Here is a 14,238-nt window from a genome sequence, read left to right as displayed (position 1 = left end):
GAGCACGGCACCCGTCAGGGCCCCGGATCCGTCCCGCGCCAGGCCGACAGCGCCCCGCGCCAGCGCCCCTTGGCATCGTTCCATTTCTCGGGCCTTGTCAGGTTGCGGATCGACACCAGCCGCCGCGCCGCGTTCAGCACCCCGCGCAGGTAGGGAGCCGAGCGGCCGTGTTTGGCCATCACGTAGACCTGCGACCGCGCCAGGTGGTAGCCCTTGAACCGTGACAGCGCGGCCGACGGCGCGGTGCTGCCGGCCGAGGCGTGGAACACATGCGCCGTGGGCACGTAGATGAGCGGCCCGAACCTCTGCGACAGGCGCAGGGTCATGTCGTCGTCTTCGTAATACAGAAAGATCTTCGGATCGAAGCCGCCGATGGCCCGGAACGGCGCGGCTCGGGCAAAGATCGCGGCGCCGTTGAGCGAATGCAGCGCGACCTCGGTGTCGGGTCGGGCCGGGGGGATCAGCCGGTCGCGCCGCGCCGGAATGCGCGAGGCGTTGACGCGGAAGATCTCGCCGCTTTCCTTCAGGATCGCCGGGCCGAAGGCGGGGCTGTCGGGGTGGCGTTCGGCGGCGTCGAGCAGCGCGGCGATGGCGCCCGGCTCCAGGCGCGCATCGGGGTTGAGAAAGAACAGGAAGTCCGTCCCGGCCGCCTCGGCGCCCAGGTTGCAGGCGGCGCCGAAGCCCAGGTTGCGGCCCGGCTCCAGCAGGGTATGGCCTTGCGTCCGCGCCCAGTCGCGCACCCCGTCATCGGGGCCGTTGTCGACGGTGATCAGCGGCACGTCCGCCGGCAGGCTCGCGGCCATGGCCGGCAGCACGTCAAAGCTGGAATAGGCCACGGTGATGACGCTGACCCGTGGATTGGCTGCGGCCTCCGGCATGGGGATCCTCGATCTGGCCTGGTTCTGGCGGTGCCGTGCCGGTCTAGGCGCGCGCGCCGGGGGCGTCAATTCGCCGGGCCCTTTCAGGCCCGTCTCATGACCTCCGGGATCAGACCCGCGCGGCGGCGAAGGCGCAGAGCGTCTCCAGCGCCGCGGCAAAGCGGTCGTCCTCCACCGTCAGCGCGACCCGCAGGTGCCCCGCCGCCGCCTGGCCAAAGCTTTCGCCCGGCATGACCGCGATGTGGTGCTCCTCCAGCAGCTGCAGCGCGAAATCCTCGCCGCTGAGCCCGGTCGCGCGGATGTCGAGCATGACATACATCGCCCCCTGCGGCGGGATCACCTTCACCGCCTGCTGCCGTCCGAGGATCTGCAGCGCCAGGTCGCGGCGGCGCCGGAAGGGGGCGGCAACCTCGGCCTCAAGCGCGGCGCCCTGGTCGAAGGCAAAGACCGAGGCATCCTGGATGAACCCCGGCACGCCGTAGGTCGTGTGCGTCGAGAGGTTCACCAGGTGGGCGATCGCCTCTTCCGGGCCCAGGATCCAGCCGCAGCGCGAGCCGGTCATCGCATGGGATTTCGACATCGACCCCATGACCAGCGTGCGCTCGGCCATGCCGGGCAGGGCGCGGGGCGAGATATGCTCGCCCTCCCAGACCTGGCTGTCATAGACCTCGTCCGAGATCAGCCAGAGGTCATGCGCCTGCGCGACACCGGCGATCTCGTCCATCGTCTCGCGGGAATAGATCACGCCGGTCGGGTTGTTGGGCGAATTGATCAGCAGCGACCGGGCGCCGGGGGCAAAGGGCTCCAGGTCTTCCGCGCGGGGCTGGAAACTGTTGCGCGACCGGGTCGCCACGGGCTGGGGCACGGCGCCCGCGCCGCGGATCGTGCCGGGGTAGGTGGCGTAATAGGGATCGATGAACAGCGCGGTGTCGCCGGGATCGCAGGTGGCGATATGGGCGGCGAACAGCGCCGATTGCGCGCCCGGCGTGATCAGCACGTTGGCCTCGGTCGTGGGCACGCCGGTGCGGGCCGTCACGCGCTCGGCCACGGCCTGGCGCAGGCTGCGGGTGCCGGGCACCTCGGCATAGCCGGTGTGCCCGCCCCGGGCCGACCCGTGCATGGCCTCGAGGATCGCGGGATCGGTGCGGATGTCATGTTCGCCGATGGTCAGCTCGACCACGGGGAGCCCCGCGTCAATCATCCGCCGGGCGCGGTAGAACACGTCCCAGCCGTCAGAACCGCCGCCGGTGATATGGGTGATACGGGAGGAAAGTCTTGCCTGCGTCATGGGGCGGACAGGCCACAACGCCGGGGCGGTGTCAATCGGGCCCGGACCACCGGTCAGGGGGACGCGGCGTCCGGGGCACGGCGGCCTGACTTTGGGCAACCGCCGCCGCGCCGGAAAGACGAATGGCGAAGCGGCGGGAGCCAACCGGTTGCCGCTCCGGATTTTGCACGCGCCGGGGCTGCCGAGCCGCGCCTAGATATCTTCCGATCTGTCCCCCATCAGGTAGCGCGGCCCGTCGCCCAGGGCCGCGGCCTTGTCGCGCTCATTGTACAGCGCGCAGCTGTCCAGAGAGAGACAGCCGCAGCCGATGCAGCCGTCGAGCTTGTCGCGCAGCGCCTCCAGCTGGGCGATGCGCGCATCCAGGTCCGCGCGGAACTCGCGCGAGATCCGGCCCCAGTCCGCCTTCGAGGGCGGTCGGTCGGCGGGCAGGGACTGCATCGCCGCGCGGATCCGGGAAAGCGGAAAGCCCAGCGACTGCGCGATCCGCACGAAAGACAGCCGCCGCAGGTCCGCCCGGGTGAACCGCCGCTGGCCCGACGCGGTGCGGTAGGGGGCAACCAGCCCTTCCTCCTCGTAGTAGCGGATCGCCGAGACGGCGAGGCCGGTGCGGGTGGCGATGTCGCCGATGCTCAGGCCGGAGGGCCGGAGAGGGCGGGGGCTGGTTCCGTGAGCCATCTGATAGCCTTGCCGGTTTTGGGGCTTGACCTAAAGTTCACTTGAGGAATTACGGTGAGCGCCGTCGATGTTCAAGTGCAAAGGAGAAACGCAATGCGGTTGGAACATGTGAATGTCTCGGTCCCCGATCCCAGGGCCACGGCGGCGGTGCTGTCAGAGCTCTTCGACTGGAAGGTCCGCTGGGAAGGGCCGGCCCTTGGCGACGGGTTCACCGTCCATGTGGGCGACGACAGCGGTTATCTCGCGCTCTATGCGCCGGCCGAAGGACAGACGCCAATCGGCGATACCTACCACCTGACAGGCGGGCTGAACCACATCGGGGTCGAGGTCGACGACCTTGCCAAGGTGGAGGCGCGGGTGAAGGCCAAGGGCTACGTTCCCCACAGCCACGCGGATTGCGAGCCGGGACAGCGGTTCTATTTCGACGGACCCGACGGGATCGAATTCGAGGTGGTCGCCTACGACTGACCGCGCCGGCCGGCCCGGGCCTGCGCCTGCGCCGGCCGCCGCTGGCGTAGTACGGTCGTCGCGGGGGCGGCCCTGCGCGCCCCGGACCGGATCACAGCGCGCGGGTCATCAGCACGGCGTCCTGCGCCCCGGTCTTCCAGGCGTCGTTGACCAGCCGCTCCGAGGCCATGGCCACGAACCCGGCCGAGCCGTAAAGCGCGATGGCCGTGGCGTTGCTGTCCAGCGCGATCAGCCCGATCCGCCGCGCCCCGGCCGCGCGCGCCGCATCCAGCGCGCCGGCCAGCAGCACCCGGCCCAGCCCGCGGCCGCGATGCTCGGGCAGGACGGCGATGAAATCGATGTACCAGTCCCCGGCCATGTGCCGCTTCAGCCGCCGCAGCGGGGCCAGATCGGCGATCGGCGCGGCATCGGGATCGCCGGGATCCGTCATCGGGTAGGTCCAGACCCCGCCGGTCGGCGCCGCACCGGTGTCCGACAGCAGCATCCGCCCCGGCACGCCCCCGGCCAGCAGCCGCGCGTAGCTCTCGGTCCCGACGGCCCAGATGTCCTTGTCCGCCGTCACCTCGCGCGCCCAGATCAGCCGGGGCAGTTCCTCGTCGGCCATATCGCTCAGCCGCGCCACAAGGGCCGCGTCGCGCGCCGTCGCCGGGCGCAGGCCGGACCCTGGCCTCTCGTCGTCCGGGCTCATGCGCCCGGGACCGCGCGGGGCGCGAGCGTGGCCTGGACCGTCTTGGTCAGCCCCGCGCGGACGATGTCGTAGGAGCTTTCCAGCCGGTGGCGCAGCTCATCCTCGGGCGTGCCCCAGGGAAGCAGCAGCCAGGAGCGATGAAAATAGGGCGCCTTCTCGCCCACGCCGGCGTCGATCAGCATGGTCGCGGTCTCGACTGACTCCGTCTTTACCGCGACGCCCGCATCCATCGTGCCGATGCAGGCGAACATCTTGCCGCCGACCTTCCATGCGTCATGGCCTCCGCCCCATGGGTCGGATTTTTCGGCTCCCGGCAAGGGCGCGCAGATGGCTGTGACAAGGTCCCGGCTCATGCGCGGAGCGTGCCAGTGTCGGGGCGCCATCGCAACTGCGCAATGCGGACAGACCGGGGGTCGCGGCGGCGCTGCCCGGGCATCGGGCCATGGCGGGCCGCGCGTCTTGTGCCGGTCCGGAAACCGGGGCACCGACCTCTCGAAGCCACGCCAAACGGTCATGGCTTGGCGGCGGCGGAAAGAGGTGTTATCAGGCGGCCATGACACGGCACGCACGCATCAACATCTGCTGCATTACCGGCTGACATCGTCAGGCGGGCCGTTCTTTCTGTTTCCATCCCAGAGTGAACTTGCTAAGCCCGCCGGGCCTTGGCCGCCATTTTGCAACTCATTTGCAACCTTGCTTGGGGAAACATGGGCATGATCAGGTTCCACAATACGAAGACCCGCCAGAAAGAGGTCTTTGCACCGATCGATCCGGAAAATGTGCGGCTCTATGTCTGCGGCCCGACGGTCTATGACCGGGCACACCTGGGCAATGCCCGGCCGGTGGTGGTCTTCGACACGCTCTACCGGCTGCTGCGGCAGGTCTACGGGCCTGACCATGTCACCTACGTGCGGAATTTCACCGACGTCGACGACAAGATCAACGCCCGCGCGGCGGCCTCGGGGCGGCCGATTTCCGAGATCACCGAGGAAACCATCGGCTGGTACCTGGACGACATGGGCGCCCTTGGCGCGCTTCAGCCCGACCACATGCCGCGCGCCACCGCCTACATCCCGCAGATGATCGCCATGATCGAGGGGCTGATCGCCTCGGGCCACGCCTATGCGGCCGAGGGGCATGTGCTGTTCTCGGTCGAAAGCTATGCCGACTACGGCGCGCTCTCGGGCCGATCGGTGGACGACATGATCGCCGGCGCACGGGTCGAGGTCGCGCCCTACAAGAAGAACCCGATGGATTTCGTGCTGTGGAAGCCCTCGTCGGACGACCTGCCGGGCTGGGACTCGCCCTGGGGCCGGGGGCGTCCGGGCTGGCATATCGAATGCTCGGCCATGTCGGATGCGCTGCTGGGCGATCATTTCGACATCCACGGCGGCGGCAACGACCTGATGTTCCCGCACCACGAGAACGAGATCGCCCAAAGCTGCTGCGCCCACCCCGGCGCGGGTTTCGCCAATGTCTGGCTGCACAACGAGATGCTGCAGGTCGAAGGCAAGAAGATGTCGAAATCGCTCGGCAATTTCTTCACCGTGCGGGATCTGCTGGACCAGGGGATCCCCGGCGAGGTGGTGCGTTTCGTGCTGCTCTCGACGCATTACCGCAAGCCGATGGACTGGACGGCGAAGAAGGTCGATGAAGCTAAGGTCGTTCTGGACCGGTGGCGAAAAGCGCAAGAGGCCGCCGAAGGGAGCTTCCTGCGTCATGAGCTTGACCCGAGCGAGCAGAGCCCGGCGGTTCTGGATTCTCTCTGTGATGATCTGAACACCTTCAATGCGCGCCGTGGTCTCGATCTGCTGGCGAAGCGGGTTCTTGATGCTTCGGTGTCGGCAGACGACTGGAAAGTTGCGGCCAAGCAGTTCCTCAACGGGCTGGACCTGATGGGTTTTGACGAGCTTCTCACCAACGCCGCATCGGTGGATACGCTCAACGCGGCCGAGGTTCTGACTGGTCTCAAAGAGCGGCTTGGTACCGTACGTGAGACGGCCATGGCCACCAAGGATTTCACTGAGGTCGACCGCCTGAAGGCCGCGCTTGTGGCGGCCGGGGTCGAGGTGCGGATGTCGAAGGCGGGGGTCGAGCTGGTACCGGGGCCGGGCTTTGACGCCGCCAAGCTGGAGGAGATCGGGTGAGGGACGCAGAGGGTGGAGGGGGGCTGTCTGCCCCCCGCGCTGCGCGCCCCCCCGAGAGGTATTTTTGCAAAGATGAAGACAGGGTGTCGGTGTGACCCGGCGACCACGGAGGTTAAGACTTCATGAAGACGCCTCTGTAACCTGTTGAAAAGAAACAAGCGGAGGTCTGTCCCACGCGTGGGACATGCGGGAGCCAGGCGATGACCAAAGAGCGACTTTATCTCTATGACACCACGCTGCGGGATGGCCAGCAGACGCAGGGCGTGCAGTTTTCCGTGGCCGAGAAGCTGCGGATCGCCGAGGCGCTGGACGGGCTGGGGATCGATTATGTCGAAGGCGGCTGGCCCGGGGCGAACCCCACCGACAGCGCGTTCTTTGACGCCGCTCCGGACCTGCGGGCGCGCCTGACCGCCTTCGGGATGACCAAGCGGGCCGGGCGCTCGGCCGAGAACGACGACGTGCTGGCGGCGGTGATGAACGCCGGGACGGGCGCCGTCTGCCTGGTCGGCAAATCCGACAGCTATCACGTCGCGGCGGCGCTGGGGATTTCCGAGGAGGAGAACCTCGAGAACATCCGCGCGTCGGTCGCGCATCTGGTGGCCTCGGGACGGGAGGCGCTGTTCGATGCCGAGCATTTCTTTGACGGCTACAAACGCACCCCATCCTACGCGCTGGCCTGCTGCCGCGCCGCGCTGGAGGCCGGGGCGCGCTGGATCGTCCTGTGCGACACCAACGGCGGCACGCTGCCCGACGAGATCGCGCGGATCACCGGTGAGGTGATCGCCGCGGGGATCCCCGGCAACCGGCTGGGCATCCATTGCCACAACGATACCGAGATGGCGGTGGCGGGCTCTCTGGCCGCCGTCGGTGCCGGGGCGCGGCAGATCCAGGGCACGCTGAACGGGCTGGGCGAGCGCTGTGGCAACGCCAGCCTGACCTCGCTGATCCCGACGCTGCTGCTGAAGGCGCCCTGGTGCGAGCGGTTCGACATCGGCGTCACCCGCGAGGCGCTGGAAGGGCTGACCCAGGTCAGCCGGATGCTGGACGACATCCTCAACCGCGTGCCGATGAAACAGCTGCCCTATGTCGGCGCCTCGGCCTTTGCCCACAAGGCCGGGCTGCATGCCAGCGCGATCCTCAAGGACCCCTCGACCTATGAACATGTCGAGCCGTCGGCCGTGGGCAATGCGCGGATCGTGCCGATGTCGAACCAGGCGGGGCAATCGAACCTGCGGCGGCGGCTGGCCGAGGCCGGGATCGAGGTGGAGAAGGGCGACCCGGCGCTGGCCCGCATCCTCGACGGGATCAAGGCCCGCGAGGACAAGGGGTATTCCTACGACACCGCGCAGGCGTCCTTCGAACTGCTGGCGCGCGAAGAACTGGGGCAGATGCCCGACTTCTTCGAGGTCAAGCGGTACAAGGTCACGGTCGAGCGGCGGAAGAACAAGCGCAACGAGATGGTTTCGGTCTCGGAGGCGGTGGTCGTGGTGAAGGTGGACGGCGAGAAGAAGCTGTCGGTGAGCGAGAGCTTCGATGCGCAGGGCTGTGACCGGGGGCCGGTCAACGCGCTGTGGCAGGCGCTGGCGAAGGATCTTGGCCGCTATTCGGCGCAGCTGGCCGACATGCACCTCGTGGACTTCAAGGTGCGGATCACGCAGGGCGGGACCGAGGCGGTGACCCGCGTCATCATCGACAGCGCAGACGGCAAGGGCCGGCGGTGGTCGACCGTGGGCGTGTCGGCGAACATAGTGGACGCGTCTTTCGAGGCGCTGCTGGACGCGATCCGCTGGAAGCTGGTGCGCGACCGTCTGCGGGCCGAGGCGCCGGAACTGGAGAGCGCCGGATGAGTGCTTTTCACCGCCTCTATTCCGGGCTGGACCGCGAGGGGCCGGGCCTGCCGGAGGATGTCCACTGGGCGCTGGACCGGCTTTCGCTGAAAGGTCCGGTGCGGGTCTGCGATGCGGGCTGCGGCTCGGGCGCGGATACGCGGACGCTGGGGATTGCCTTGCCCGAGGCGCGGATCGAGGCGGTGGAACAGATGCCGCACCTGGCCGGGGAGGCGAAGGCGCGCTGTGGCGATCTGGGCAACGTGTCCGTGCGGCATGGGGACATGGGGGCGCTGGAGGGGCCTTTCGATTTGATCTGGTCGGCCGGGGCGCTCTATTTCCTTGGTGTGACCGAAGGGCTGACGGCCTGGGCCGACGCCCTTGCACCGGGCGGCGGCGTGGCCTTTTCCGAGCCGGTGCGCCTGACCGGCAATGACCCGGAGGTGGAGCGCTTCTGGGCGGAGTACCCGGCGCTGACCGACCTCGACGGGATCGCGGCACGGGTGCGACAAGCGGGGTACGAGATGCTGGATCACAGGCTGATCCTCGGGGCGCCCTGGGCGGCCTATTACCAGTCGCTGGCGGCGCGGATCGTGGCGCTGTCGGTGGAGGCGGATGCGGAGATGCGCCGCGTTCTCGACACCTCCTGGACGGAAATCGCCAACTGGCGCGCGGCGCCGGACCGGATCGCCTATGCGCTGGTGATCGCGCGGCCGTCATGAGCTTTGATCCCGATGTCACCGCCTGCGCCGCCCTGGTGGAAAAGGCCGATCCCGATCGCTTCCTCGCGGTGATGGCCGCGCCCGTGGCGGCGCGCGAAACGCTGTTTCCGATCTACGCCATGAATGTCGAGGTCAGCCGCGCGCCCTGGGTCACGGCAGAGCCGATGATCGCGGAGATGCGGCTGCAATGGTGGCGCGACGCGCTGGCCGAGATCGCCGGACAGGGAGCTGTGCGCAAGCACGAGGTGACCACGCCGCTGGCCCGGGTGCTAAGCGCCGACGAGGCCGTGCGACTGGATGAATATGTCGCGGTAAGGCGTTGGGATATATACAAGGATCCCTTCGAGGACGAGCCGCATTTCGATGCCTATCTTGAACACTCCTCGGGCGCATTGCTGCGGGCTGCGGGGCAATCCCTGGGCGAGGCGCCCGAACAGGTCCTGCTGGATCTGGGCTGGGCCATGGGGCTGGCGAACTGGTTCCGCGCCGTGCCCGAGCTGGAGGCCGCGGGCCGGATCCCGCTGCTGGACGGGACCGGGACCGGGGTGAAGCGGCTGGCGGAACGCGGGCTCGACCGGCTGAGCCGGGGGCGCAAGCGCATGCGCGAGGTCTCGGTCGAGGCGCGGCCGGCGCTGCTGGCGGCCTGGCAGGCGGGGCCGGTGCTGCGGCAGGTGGCCAAGGCGCCCGGCGCCGTGGCGCGGGGCGAGGTGTCGCTGTCCGAAGGGGGCAAGCGGGCGCGGCTGATGTGGGCCTCGGCGACGGGGCGGGTCTGATACCGCCCCGGTGCGGGCTTAGCGGACCAGCCGCTTCTGCAGGGTCAGCCAGACCAGGGCGCCGCCCGCAAGGGTGATGAAGGGCGCCATGGCGATGTTCACCGCGTTCCAGCCATCCACCGGCGAGCCGCCCGAACAGTTCATCAACCCGCCCGAGGCCAGCGAGGCAGCTGTCACCGCGCCGAAGACGATCAAATCGTTCAGGCCCTGCATCCGGCCGCGTTCATGCGGGGCATGGGCCGAGGCCAGCAACGAGGTGGCGCCGATGAAGCCGAAGTTCCAGCCGATCCCCAACATGACCAGCGAGCCGTAGAAGTTCATCAGGTCCACGCCTTCCAGCGCGATCACCCCGCCCACGGCAAGGATGAACAGACCGACGCCCATGATCTTCTCGGCCCCGAAGCGGGCGATCAGGTGGCCGGTGAAGAAGGACGGCACGAACATCGCCAGAACGTGGCCCGTCACGATGTTCGAGGCATCCGCCACGGCAAAGCCGCAGCCAACCACGGCCAGCGGCGTAGAGGTCATGACCAGGTTCATCAGCGCATAGCTGACGGCGGCGCAGATGACGGCGACGGCGATGGTCGGATCGCTGAGCAACTCGCGCACGCTGCGGCCCCTGGGCGCGTCGTGGGCGGGTGGCACGGGTTTGGGGATGTCGAGGCCGAAGAACAGGAAGATGCCCGCCACGTTCACCAGCATCGCCGCGACATAGACCGGGAAGAACCGCATCGGAGTCGCGTCCGGCGTGCCGGACGTCAGGTAGGACACCACCTGTGGCCCGATGATGGCGGAGACCAGCCCGCCGGCCATGACATAAGAGATCGCCTTGGGCCGGTAGGCGTCCGAGGCGGTGTCGGTGGCGGCGAAGCGATAAAAGCCCTGCGCCGACATGTAGATGCCGGTCAGGTAGCCGCCCGCCGCGAAGATCCAGAAGTTGCCCAGCCACAGGCCCAGGGCCGCGACCAGCCCGCCGAGCATGCCTCCGCCGGCGCCGACCATGAAGCCCGCGCGCCGGCCATGGCGCTGCATGAAGGGCGACAGCCAGGGCGCCGTGGTCATCGACCCGAAGACGATCAGCGAGATCGGCAGGGTGGCGAGACAGGGGTTCGGCGCCAGCTGCTGGCCCGCCAGCCCCGCGACGACGAAATTCATGGGCATCTGGCTGCCCAGGATCGCCTGCGCCGCGACCAGGAAGGCCACGTTGCGCCTGGCCCTGCGGTCGGAGCCAGCCTGATCCGGAACCTGCGGATCCACCAGGGTCTGATCGGTCGATGCTTGCATAAGGAGCGAGTATCTGGCTTGTCGGGAACCGGCAAGTGTGCCGGAGCGTCGCGGATGTCAGACAGGACCGCAGCAATCCGGGGAACCGGGGGAAACGTGACAGGAAGGATCATCGAAACGCCCGATTGCGTGGCCGAGGGCGCCGCCTGGCTGGCCGCGCAGGATCCGCGCCTGGCCGCCGCCCTGCACGAGACCGGCCCGCTGCCGCTGCGCCGCAAGCCCGACGGCTTTGCCGAGCTGCTGTCGGCGATCGTCAGCCAGCAGGTCTCGACCGCGTCGGCCAACGCGATCTGGTCCCGGATGAAGGAGGCGCGGCTGACCGGGCCGCGCAAGATCATGTGGGCGACGGATGACGATCTGCGCGCGGTGGGACTTTCGCGGCAGAAGATCCGCTATGCCCGGGCGCTGGCGGAGGCGCGGATCGACTATGCCGCCCTGCGCGGCGCGCCCACCGACGAGGTGATCGCCACCCTGGTCGAGGTGCCGGGCATCGGCATCTGGACGGCGGAAATCTACGCGATGTTCAGCCTGGGCCGCGCGGATGTCTTCGCGCCGGGCGATCTGGCCTTGCAGGAGGCCGCCCGCATCCTGTTCGATCTTCCCGACCGTCCGAAGGAACGCGCCCTGCGCGAGATGGCGCAGGCCTGGTCGCCCTGGCGATCGGTTGCGGCGCGGCTGTTCTGGGCCTACTACCGGGTCGCGAAAAACAGGGAGGGGATCAGATGAAAGCTTGGCTGCGCGCGGCGGGGATGCCCCTGCTGCTGACGCTTGGCGCCACGGGACCGGCGGCGGCGGTCGATTTCTCGCGCGAGACCTGGTGCGAGGGAGAGGTGGTCTTTCCCGACGACACCGGCCATGCGGGCATCTACGAGATGAAGCTGTGGTTCCACGAAGGCGCCTATTCGGTCGTGGCCCGCGACCTGGCCAATGGCGAGGTGATCGAGGACAGCGGCCAGTGCGACCTGACGCAGGAGCGGATCTGCAAGCACGTGATCCCGGGCGACGAGGCCTCGCCCGAGGACGCCTATGCCTTCATGCTGCAACCGATGGAGGGCGGGCGATACCTGTACAAGGAAATCTGGTTGGACGGATCCCAGGGCCGGGGGCTGGTGACATGTTACGGCGCGCTGTGAGCGTGACGACGGCCGCGCGCGGCCTGCCGGTACGGTCGTGCCGGGCCGGCCGGAGTGCAGGATGATGCGCCCCGACACCGGGGCCAGCGAAGACACCAATCGGGAAGGACAAGAATGACACGCGTATTGACAGCCGGGCGCCGGGCGCCGGTTTCCGGAGACACCCGTTCGGTGGTGGTGTTCCTGCATGGCTACGGGGCCAACGGGGCCGACCTGCTGGGTCTGGCCGACGTGCTGGGCGAACACCTTCCGGACACGTTGTTCGTGGCGCCCGACGCGCCCGAGGACTGCCCCGGGTCGATGGGCGGATTCCAGTGGTTCCCGATCCCCTGGATCGACGGCTCGTCCGAAGAGGAAGCCGCGCGGTCGATGGAGACGGCGGTGCGGGACCTGGATGCGTTTCTGGATGCGCTGATGGTCGACGAGGACGTGCTGCCGGAACAGGTGGTGCTGTTCGGCTTTTCGCAGGGCACGATGATGAGCCTGCATGTCGCGCCGCGGCGCGAGGATCCGGTTGCCGGGGTCGTGGCCTTCTCGGGGCGCCTGATGTCGCCCGAGACGCTGGTGGACGAGACGGTCTCGCGCCCTCCGGTGCTTCTGGTGCATGGCGATTCCGACGACGTGGTGCCACCGCAATCGCTGCCGGAAGCGGCCGAGGCGCTGCAGCAGGCGGGATGGAAGGATGTCTATGCCCACGTGATGGAGGGCACGGGCCATGGCATCGCGCCCGACGGGCTGAGCGTCGCGCTGGCCTTCATGCGCGACAAGCTGGGGCTCTGATCCGGACGGGGCGCGGCCTCGCTGCGCTCAGCCGCCCCGGCGCGGGGCTTTCGAGGGCCGCCCCTTGCGGGGCGGTTTTCCGGTGGCGCGCTTCGCGCGGGCAGGAGAGGCCGATGGGCGGCGGCCCTGCGGGTCGGGCGGCCCTTCGGGCCGTTTCGATCGGGGAAAGATCGTCGGGCTGAGCTCCATCCAGGTGCCGGGTGCCAGGCCGGCCAGTGTGACCGGGCCGATCCGCCAGCGCACCAGGCGCAGGCAGGGATGGCCCACCGCCGCCGTCATCCGGCGCACCTGGCGGTTGCGCCCTTCGGTGATCGTGAGCTCGATCCAGCAATCCGGCACGCTCTTGCGCTCTCGGATCGGCGGCACCCGGGGCCAGAGCTCCGGCGGGTCGATCCGACGGGCCTTCGCGGGCCGCGTCGGGCCATCCTTCAGTGTCACGCCCCGTTCCAGCGCGGTCAGTGCCTCATTATCGGGCAGTCCCTCGACCTGCACGAGATAGGTTTTTTCCAGCTTGTTGCGCGGGTCCGAGATCCGCGCCTGCAGCCGCCCGTCATCGGTCAGCAGAAGCAGTCCCTCGCTGTCGCGATCCAGCCGCCCGGCGGGGTAGACGCCGGGCAGATCTATGTGATCGGCCAGTGTTGCAAGGCCCTCGCCGCCTCCGGAAAACTGGGTGAGCACACCGTAGGGCTTGTTGAAGGCGATCAGTCGGGACATGCGCAGCAATCGTGTTGGGCCGGAGGGCATGGGCCAATAGGACGCGCCCAGCGTGGCGCGGATGTGGATAAGTGTCACCCCCCTGTCACGGAATCGTCTTAACACGCGATCCAGGGTGGTACATCTGGGTCTTGCCAGAAGGAAACCACGAGATATAGTCCTTTTACAGGGGCCTGAAGGGCGGCCCCACGGGTAACGGGGCAGGGCAGACAGGGCGAGGACGGCACGGTCATGGACGGCGATTTCAGGACGGAATTTGTTCGAGAACCATCGGCGCTGAAGCAGCATCCGGCGCTGGTCCTGAATGCGGATTACAGGCCTCTGTCCTACTATCCGCTGTCGCTGTGGCCCTGGCAGGAGGCGATCAAGGCGGCCTGGCTGGACCGGGTGGACATCGTGGCCGAATACGACGAGGTGGTCCGCAGCCCCAGTACGCAGATCCGAATACCCTCCGTCGTTGTCCTCAAAGATTACGTAAAACCCCAAAAGCGCGTGGCCTTCACGCGCTTTAATCTTTTCTTGAGGGACGAATTCCGCTGCCAGTATTGCGGCACCAAGGGGGATCTGACCTTCGACCACGTGGTTCCGCGCGCCGCCGGGGGCATCACCAGCTGGCAGAACGTGGTCGCGGCCTGTTCCCGCTGCAATCTCAGGAAGGGGTCGAAATCGCTGCGGCAGGCGGGGATGTCCCTGCGCAAGCCGCCGCGCCAGCCCTATGCCGAAGAACTGCGCAACATGGGCCGGAAATTCCCGCCCAACTACCTGCACGACAGCTGGATGGATTTCCTCTACTGGGACAGCGAACTGGAAGCCTGATCCCGGCGGTCATGGCATGCGGGGCAGGGTTGGGTCGACCCGGACC

16 protein-coding genes are annotated in these 14,238 nt (G+C 68.3%); 9 read left to right on the top strand and 7 right to left on the bottom strand.

Annotation, left to right across the window (positions count from 1 at the left end; all coding sequences use genetic code 11):
- Positions 1-14: 14 nt before the first annotated feature.
- From ATO3_RS08525 to soxR, 3 genes are all read right to left on the bottom strand, one after another.
- Positions 15-878 carry a glycosyltransferase family 2 protein gene (locus ATO3_RS08525; RefSeq protein ID WP_088649431.1) on the bottom strand — a complete coding sequence of 288 codons (864 nt, stop codon included), beginning with the start codon at positions 876-878 and terminating at the stop codon, positions 15-17.
- Positions 879-987: 109 nt separating this feature from the next.
- Positions 988-2,166, bottom strand: a complete 1,179-nt coding sequence (locus ATO3_RS08520) for a pyridoxal phosphate-dependent aminotransferase (protein ID WP_088649430.1) — start codon at positions 2,164-2,166, stop codon at positions 988-990.
- A gap of 192 nt (positions 2,167-2,358) precedes the next feature.
- Positions 2,359-2,841 carry a redox-sensitive transcriptional activator SoxR gene (soxR, locus tag ATO3_RS08515; protein ID WP_088649429.1) on the bottom strand — a complete coding sequence of 161 codons (483 nt, stop codon included), beginning with the start codon at positions 2,839-2,841 and terminating at the stop codon, positions 2,359-2,361.
- Positions 2,842-2,934: 93 nt separating this feature from the next.
- Here soxR and ATO3_RS08510 point away from each other — a divergent pair, with 93 nt between their 5' ends.
- The gene (locus ATO3_RS08510; protein ID WP_088649428.1) at positions 2,935-3,309 is read left to right on the top strand and encodes a VOC family protein; all 375 of its coding nucleotides are present in this window, start codon (positions 2,935-2,937) and stop codon (positions 3,307-3,309) included.
- Positions 3,310-3,400: 91 nt separating this feature from the next.
- On the opposite strand, the gene ATO3_RS08505 is transcribed toward ATO3_RS08510, so the two are convergent.
- The gene (locus ATO3_RS08505) at positions 3,401-3,997 is read right to left on the bottom strand and encodes a GNAT family N-acetyltransferase (RefSeq protein ID WP_088649427.1); all 597 of its coding nucleotides are present in this window, start codon (positions 3,995-3,997) and stop codon (positions 3,401-3,403) included.
- Positions 3,994-4,350 (bottom strand): MmcQ/YjbR family DNA-binding protein, encoded by a 357-nt coding sequence (locus ATO3_RS08500; RefSeq protein ID WP_088649426.1) that lies wholly within the window; start codon positions 4,348-4,350, stop codon positions 3,994-3,996. Before ATO3_RS08500 ends, ATO3_RS08505 begins: the two co-directional genes overlap by 4 nt.
- Positions 4,351-4,704: 354 nt before the next feature.
- Between ATO3_RS08500 and cysS the strand changes: the two genes are divergently transcribed.
- The 4 genes from cysS (at position 4,705) to ATO3_RS08480 (ending at position 9,465) form a co-directional block, all read left to right on the top strand.
- Complete coding sequence (gene cysS, locus ATO3_RS08495; RefSeq protein ID WP_088649425.1) at positions 4,705-6,144, top strand: cysteine--tRNA ligase; 1,440 nt, start codon at positions 4,705-4,707, stop codon at positions 6,142-6,144.
- Between the two features lie 200 nt (positions 6,145-6,344).
- Positions 6,345-7,991, top strand: coding sequence for a citramalate synthase (gene cimA, locus ATO3_RS08490; RefSeq protein ID WP_088649424.1), 1,647 nt, complete (start codon positions 6,345-6,347; stop codon positions 7,989-7,991).
- Positions 7,988-8,692: a class I SAM-dependent methyltransferase gene (locus ATO3_RS08485; protein WP_088649423.1), complete on the top strand. Its 705-nt coding sequence runs from the start codon at positions 7,988-7,990 to the stop codon at positions 8,690-8,692. The genes cimA and ATO3_RS08485 overlap by 4 nt, the downstream gene beginning before the upstream one ends.
- Complete coding sequence (locus ATO3_RS08480) at positions 8,689-9,465, top strand: squalene/phytoene synthase family protein (protein WP_088649422.1); 777 nt, start codon at positions 8,689-8,691, stop codon at positions 9,463-9,465. The genes ATO3_RS08485 and ATO3_RS08480 overlap by 4 nt, the downstream gene beginning before the upstream one ends.
- Positions 9,466-9,483: 18 nt before the next feature.
- Here ATO3_RS08480 and ATO3_RS08475 read toward each other — a convergent pair whose 3' ends face one another.
- On the bottom strand, positions 9,484-10,749 hold the full coding sequence (locus tag ATO3_RS08475) for an MFS transporter (RefSeq protein WP_088649421.1): 1,266 nt from the start codon (positions 10,747-10,749) through the stop codon (positions 9,484-9,486).
- A gap of 96 nt (positions 10,750-10,845) precedes the next feature.
- Between ATO3_RS08475 and ATO3_RS08470 the strand changes: the two genes are divergently transcribed.
- From ATO3_RS08470 to ATO3_RS08460, 3 genes are all read left to right on the top strand, one after another.
- Positions 10,846-11,475 carry a DNA-3-methyladenine glycosylase family protein gene (locus ATO3_RS08470; protein ID WP_233152083.1) on the top strand — a complete coding sequence of 210 codons (630 nt, stop codon included), beginning with the start codon at positions 10,846-10,848 and terminating at the stop codon, positions 11,473-11,475.
- On the top strand, positions 11,472-11,882 hold the full coding sequence (locus tag ATO3_RS08465; RefSeq protein WP_088649419.1) for a hypothetical protein: 411 nt from the start codon (positions 11,472-11,474) through the stop codon (positions 11,880-11,882). The genes ATO3_RS08470 and ATO3_RS08465 overlap by 4 nt, the downstream gene beginning before the upstream one ends.
- A 114-nt stretch (positions 11,883-11,996) precedes the next feature.
- Complete coding sequence (locus tag ATO3_RS08460; RefSeq protein ID WP_088649418.1) at positions 11,997-12,662, top strand: alpha/beta hydrolase; 666 nt, start codon at positions 11,997-11,999, stop codon at positions 12,660-12,662.
- 27 nt (positions 12,663-12,689) lie between these two features.
- Here ATO3_RS08460 and ATO3_RS08455 read toward each other — a convergent pair whose 3' ends face one another.
- A complete protein-coding gene (locus ATO3_RS08455) occupies positions 12,690-13,376 on the bottom strand; it encodes a pseudouridine synthase (RefSeq protein WP_088649417.1) in 687 nt (228 codons plus the stop codon).
- Between the two features lie 231 nt (positions 13,377-13,607).
- On the opposite strand from ATO3_RS08455, the gene ATO3_RS08450 reads away from it, so the two are divergent.
- Complete coding sequence (locus tag ATO3_RS08450; RefSeq protein ID WP_088649416.1) at positions 13,608-14,192, top strand: HNH endonuclease; 585 nt, start codon at positions 13,608-13,610, stop codon at positions 14,190-14,192.
- Positions 14,193-14,238: the final 46 nt, after the last annotated feature.

The organism is Marinibacterium profundimaris (assembly GCF_002210095.1).
GTDB classification, from domain to species: domain Bacteria; phylum Pseudomonadota; class Alphaproteobacteria; order Rhodobacterales; family Rhodobacteraceae; genus Marinibacterium; species Marinibacterium profundimaris.
The sequence above is the reverse complement of the archived record's forward strand: the minus strand, read 5'-3'. Positions and strand labels throughout refer to the sequence as shown.

Bases quoted from the DNA above. Each gene is read 5' to 3' on its own strand.
- ATO3_RS08485 (WP_088649423.1), top strand. From the start codon at position 7,988: ATGAGTGCTTTTCACCGCCTCTATTCCGGGCTGGACCGCGAGGGGCCG.
- cimA (WP_088649424.1), top strand. From the start codon at position 6,345: ATGACCAAAGAGCGACTTTATCTCTATGACACCACGCTGCGGGATGGC.
- ATO3_RS08475 (WP_088649421.1), bottom strand. From the start codon at position 10,749: ATGCAAGCATCGACCGATCAGACCCTGGTGGATCCGCAGGTTCCGGAT.
- ATO3_RS08465 (WP_088649419.1), top strand. From the start codon at position 11,472: ATGAAAGCTTGGCTGCGCGCGGCGGGGATGCCCCTGCTGCTGACGCTT.
- cysS (WP_088649425.1), top strand. From the start codon at position 4,705: ATGGGCATGATCAGGTTCCACAATACGAAGACCCGCCAGAAAGAGGTC.
- ATO3_RS08480 (WP_088649422.1), top strand. From the start codon at position 8,689: ATGAGCTTTGATCCCGATGTCACCGCCTGCGCCGCCCTGGTGGAAAAG.
- soxR (WP_088649429.1), bottom strand. From the start codon at position 2,841: ATGGCTCACGGAACCAGCCCCCGCCCTCTCCGGCCCTCCGGCCTGAGC.
- ATO3_RS08500 (WP_088649426.1), bottom strand. From the start codon at position 4,350: ATGAGCCGGGACCTTGTCACAGCCATCTGCGCGCCCTTGCCGGGAGCC.
- ATO3_RS08505 (WP_088649427.1), bottom strand. From the start codon at position 3,997: ATGAGCCCGGACGACGAGAGGCCAGGGTCCGGCCTGCGCCCGGCGACG.
- ATO3_RS08455 (WP_088649417.1), bottom strand. From the start codon at position 13,376: ATGTCCCGACTGATCGCCTTCAACAAGCCCTACGGTGTGCTCACCCAG.
- ATO3_RS08450 (WP_088649416.1), top strand. From the start codon at position 13,608: ATGGACGGCGATTTCAGGACGGAATTTGTTCGAGAACCATCGGCGCTG.
- ATO3_RS08460 (WP_088649418.1), top strand. From the start codon at position 11,997: ATGACACGCGTATTGACAGCCGGGCGCCGGGCGCCGGTTTCCGGAGAC.
- ATO3_RS08510 (WP_088649428.1), top strand. From the start codon at position 2,935: ATGCGGTTGGAACATGTGAATGTCTCGGTCCCCGATCCCAGGGCCACG.
- ATO3_RS08525 (WP_088649431.1), bottom strand. From the start codon at position 878: ATGCCGGAGGCCGCAGCCAATCCACGGGTCAGCGTCATCACCGTGGCC.
- ATO3_RS08520 (WP_088649430.1), bottom strand. From the start codon at position 2,166: ATGACGCAGGCAAGACTTTCCTCCCGTATCACCCATATCACCGGCGGC.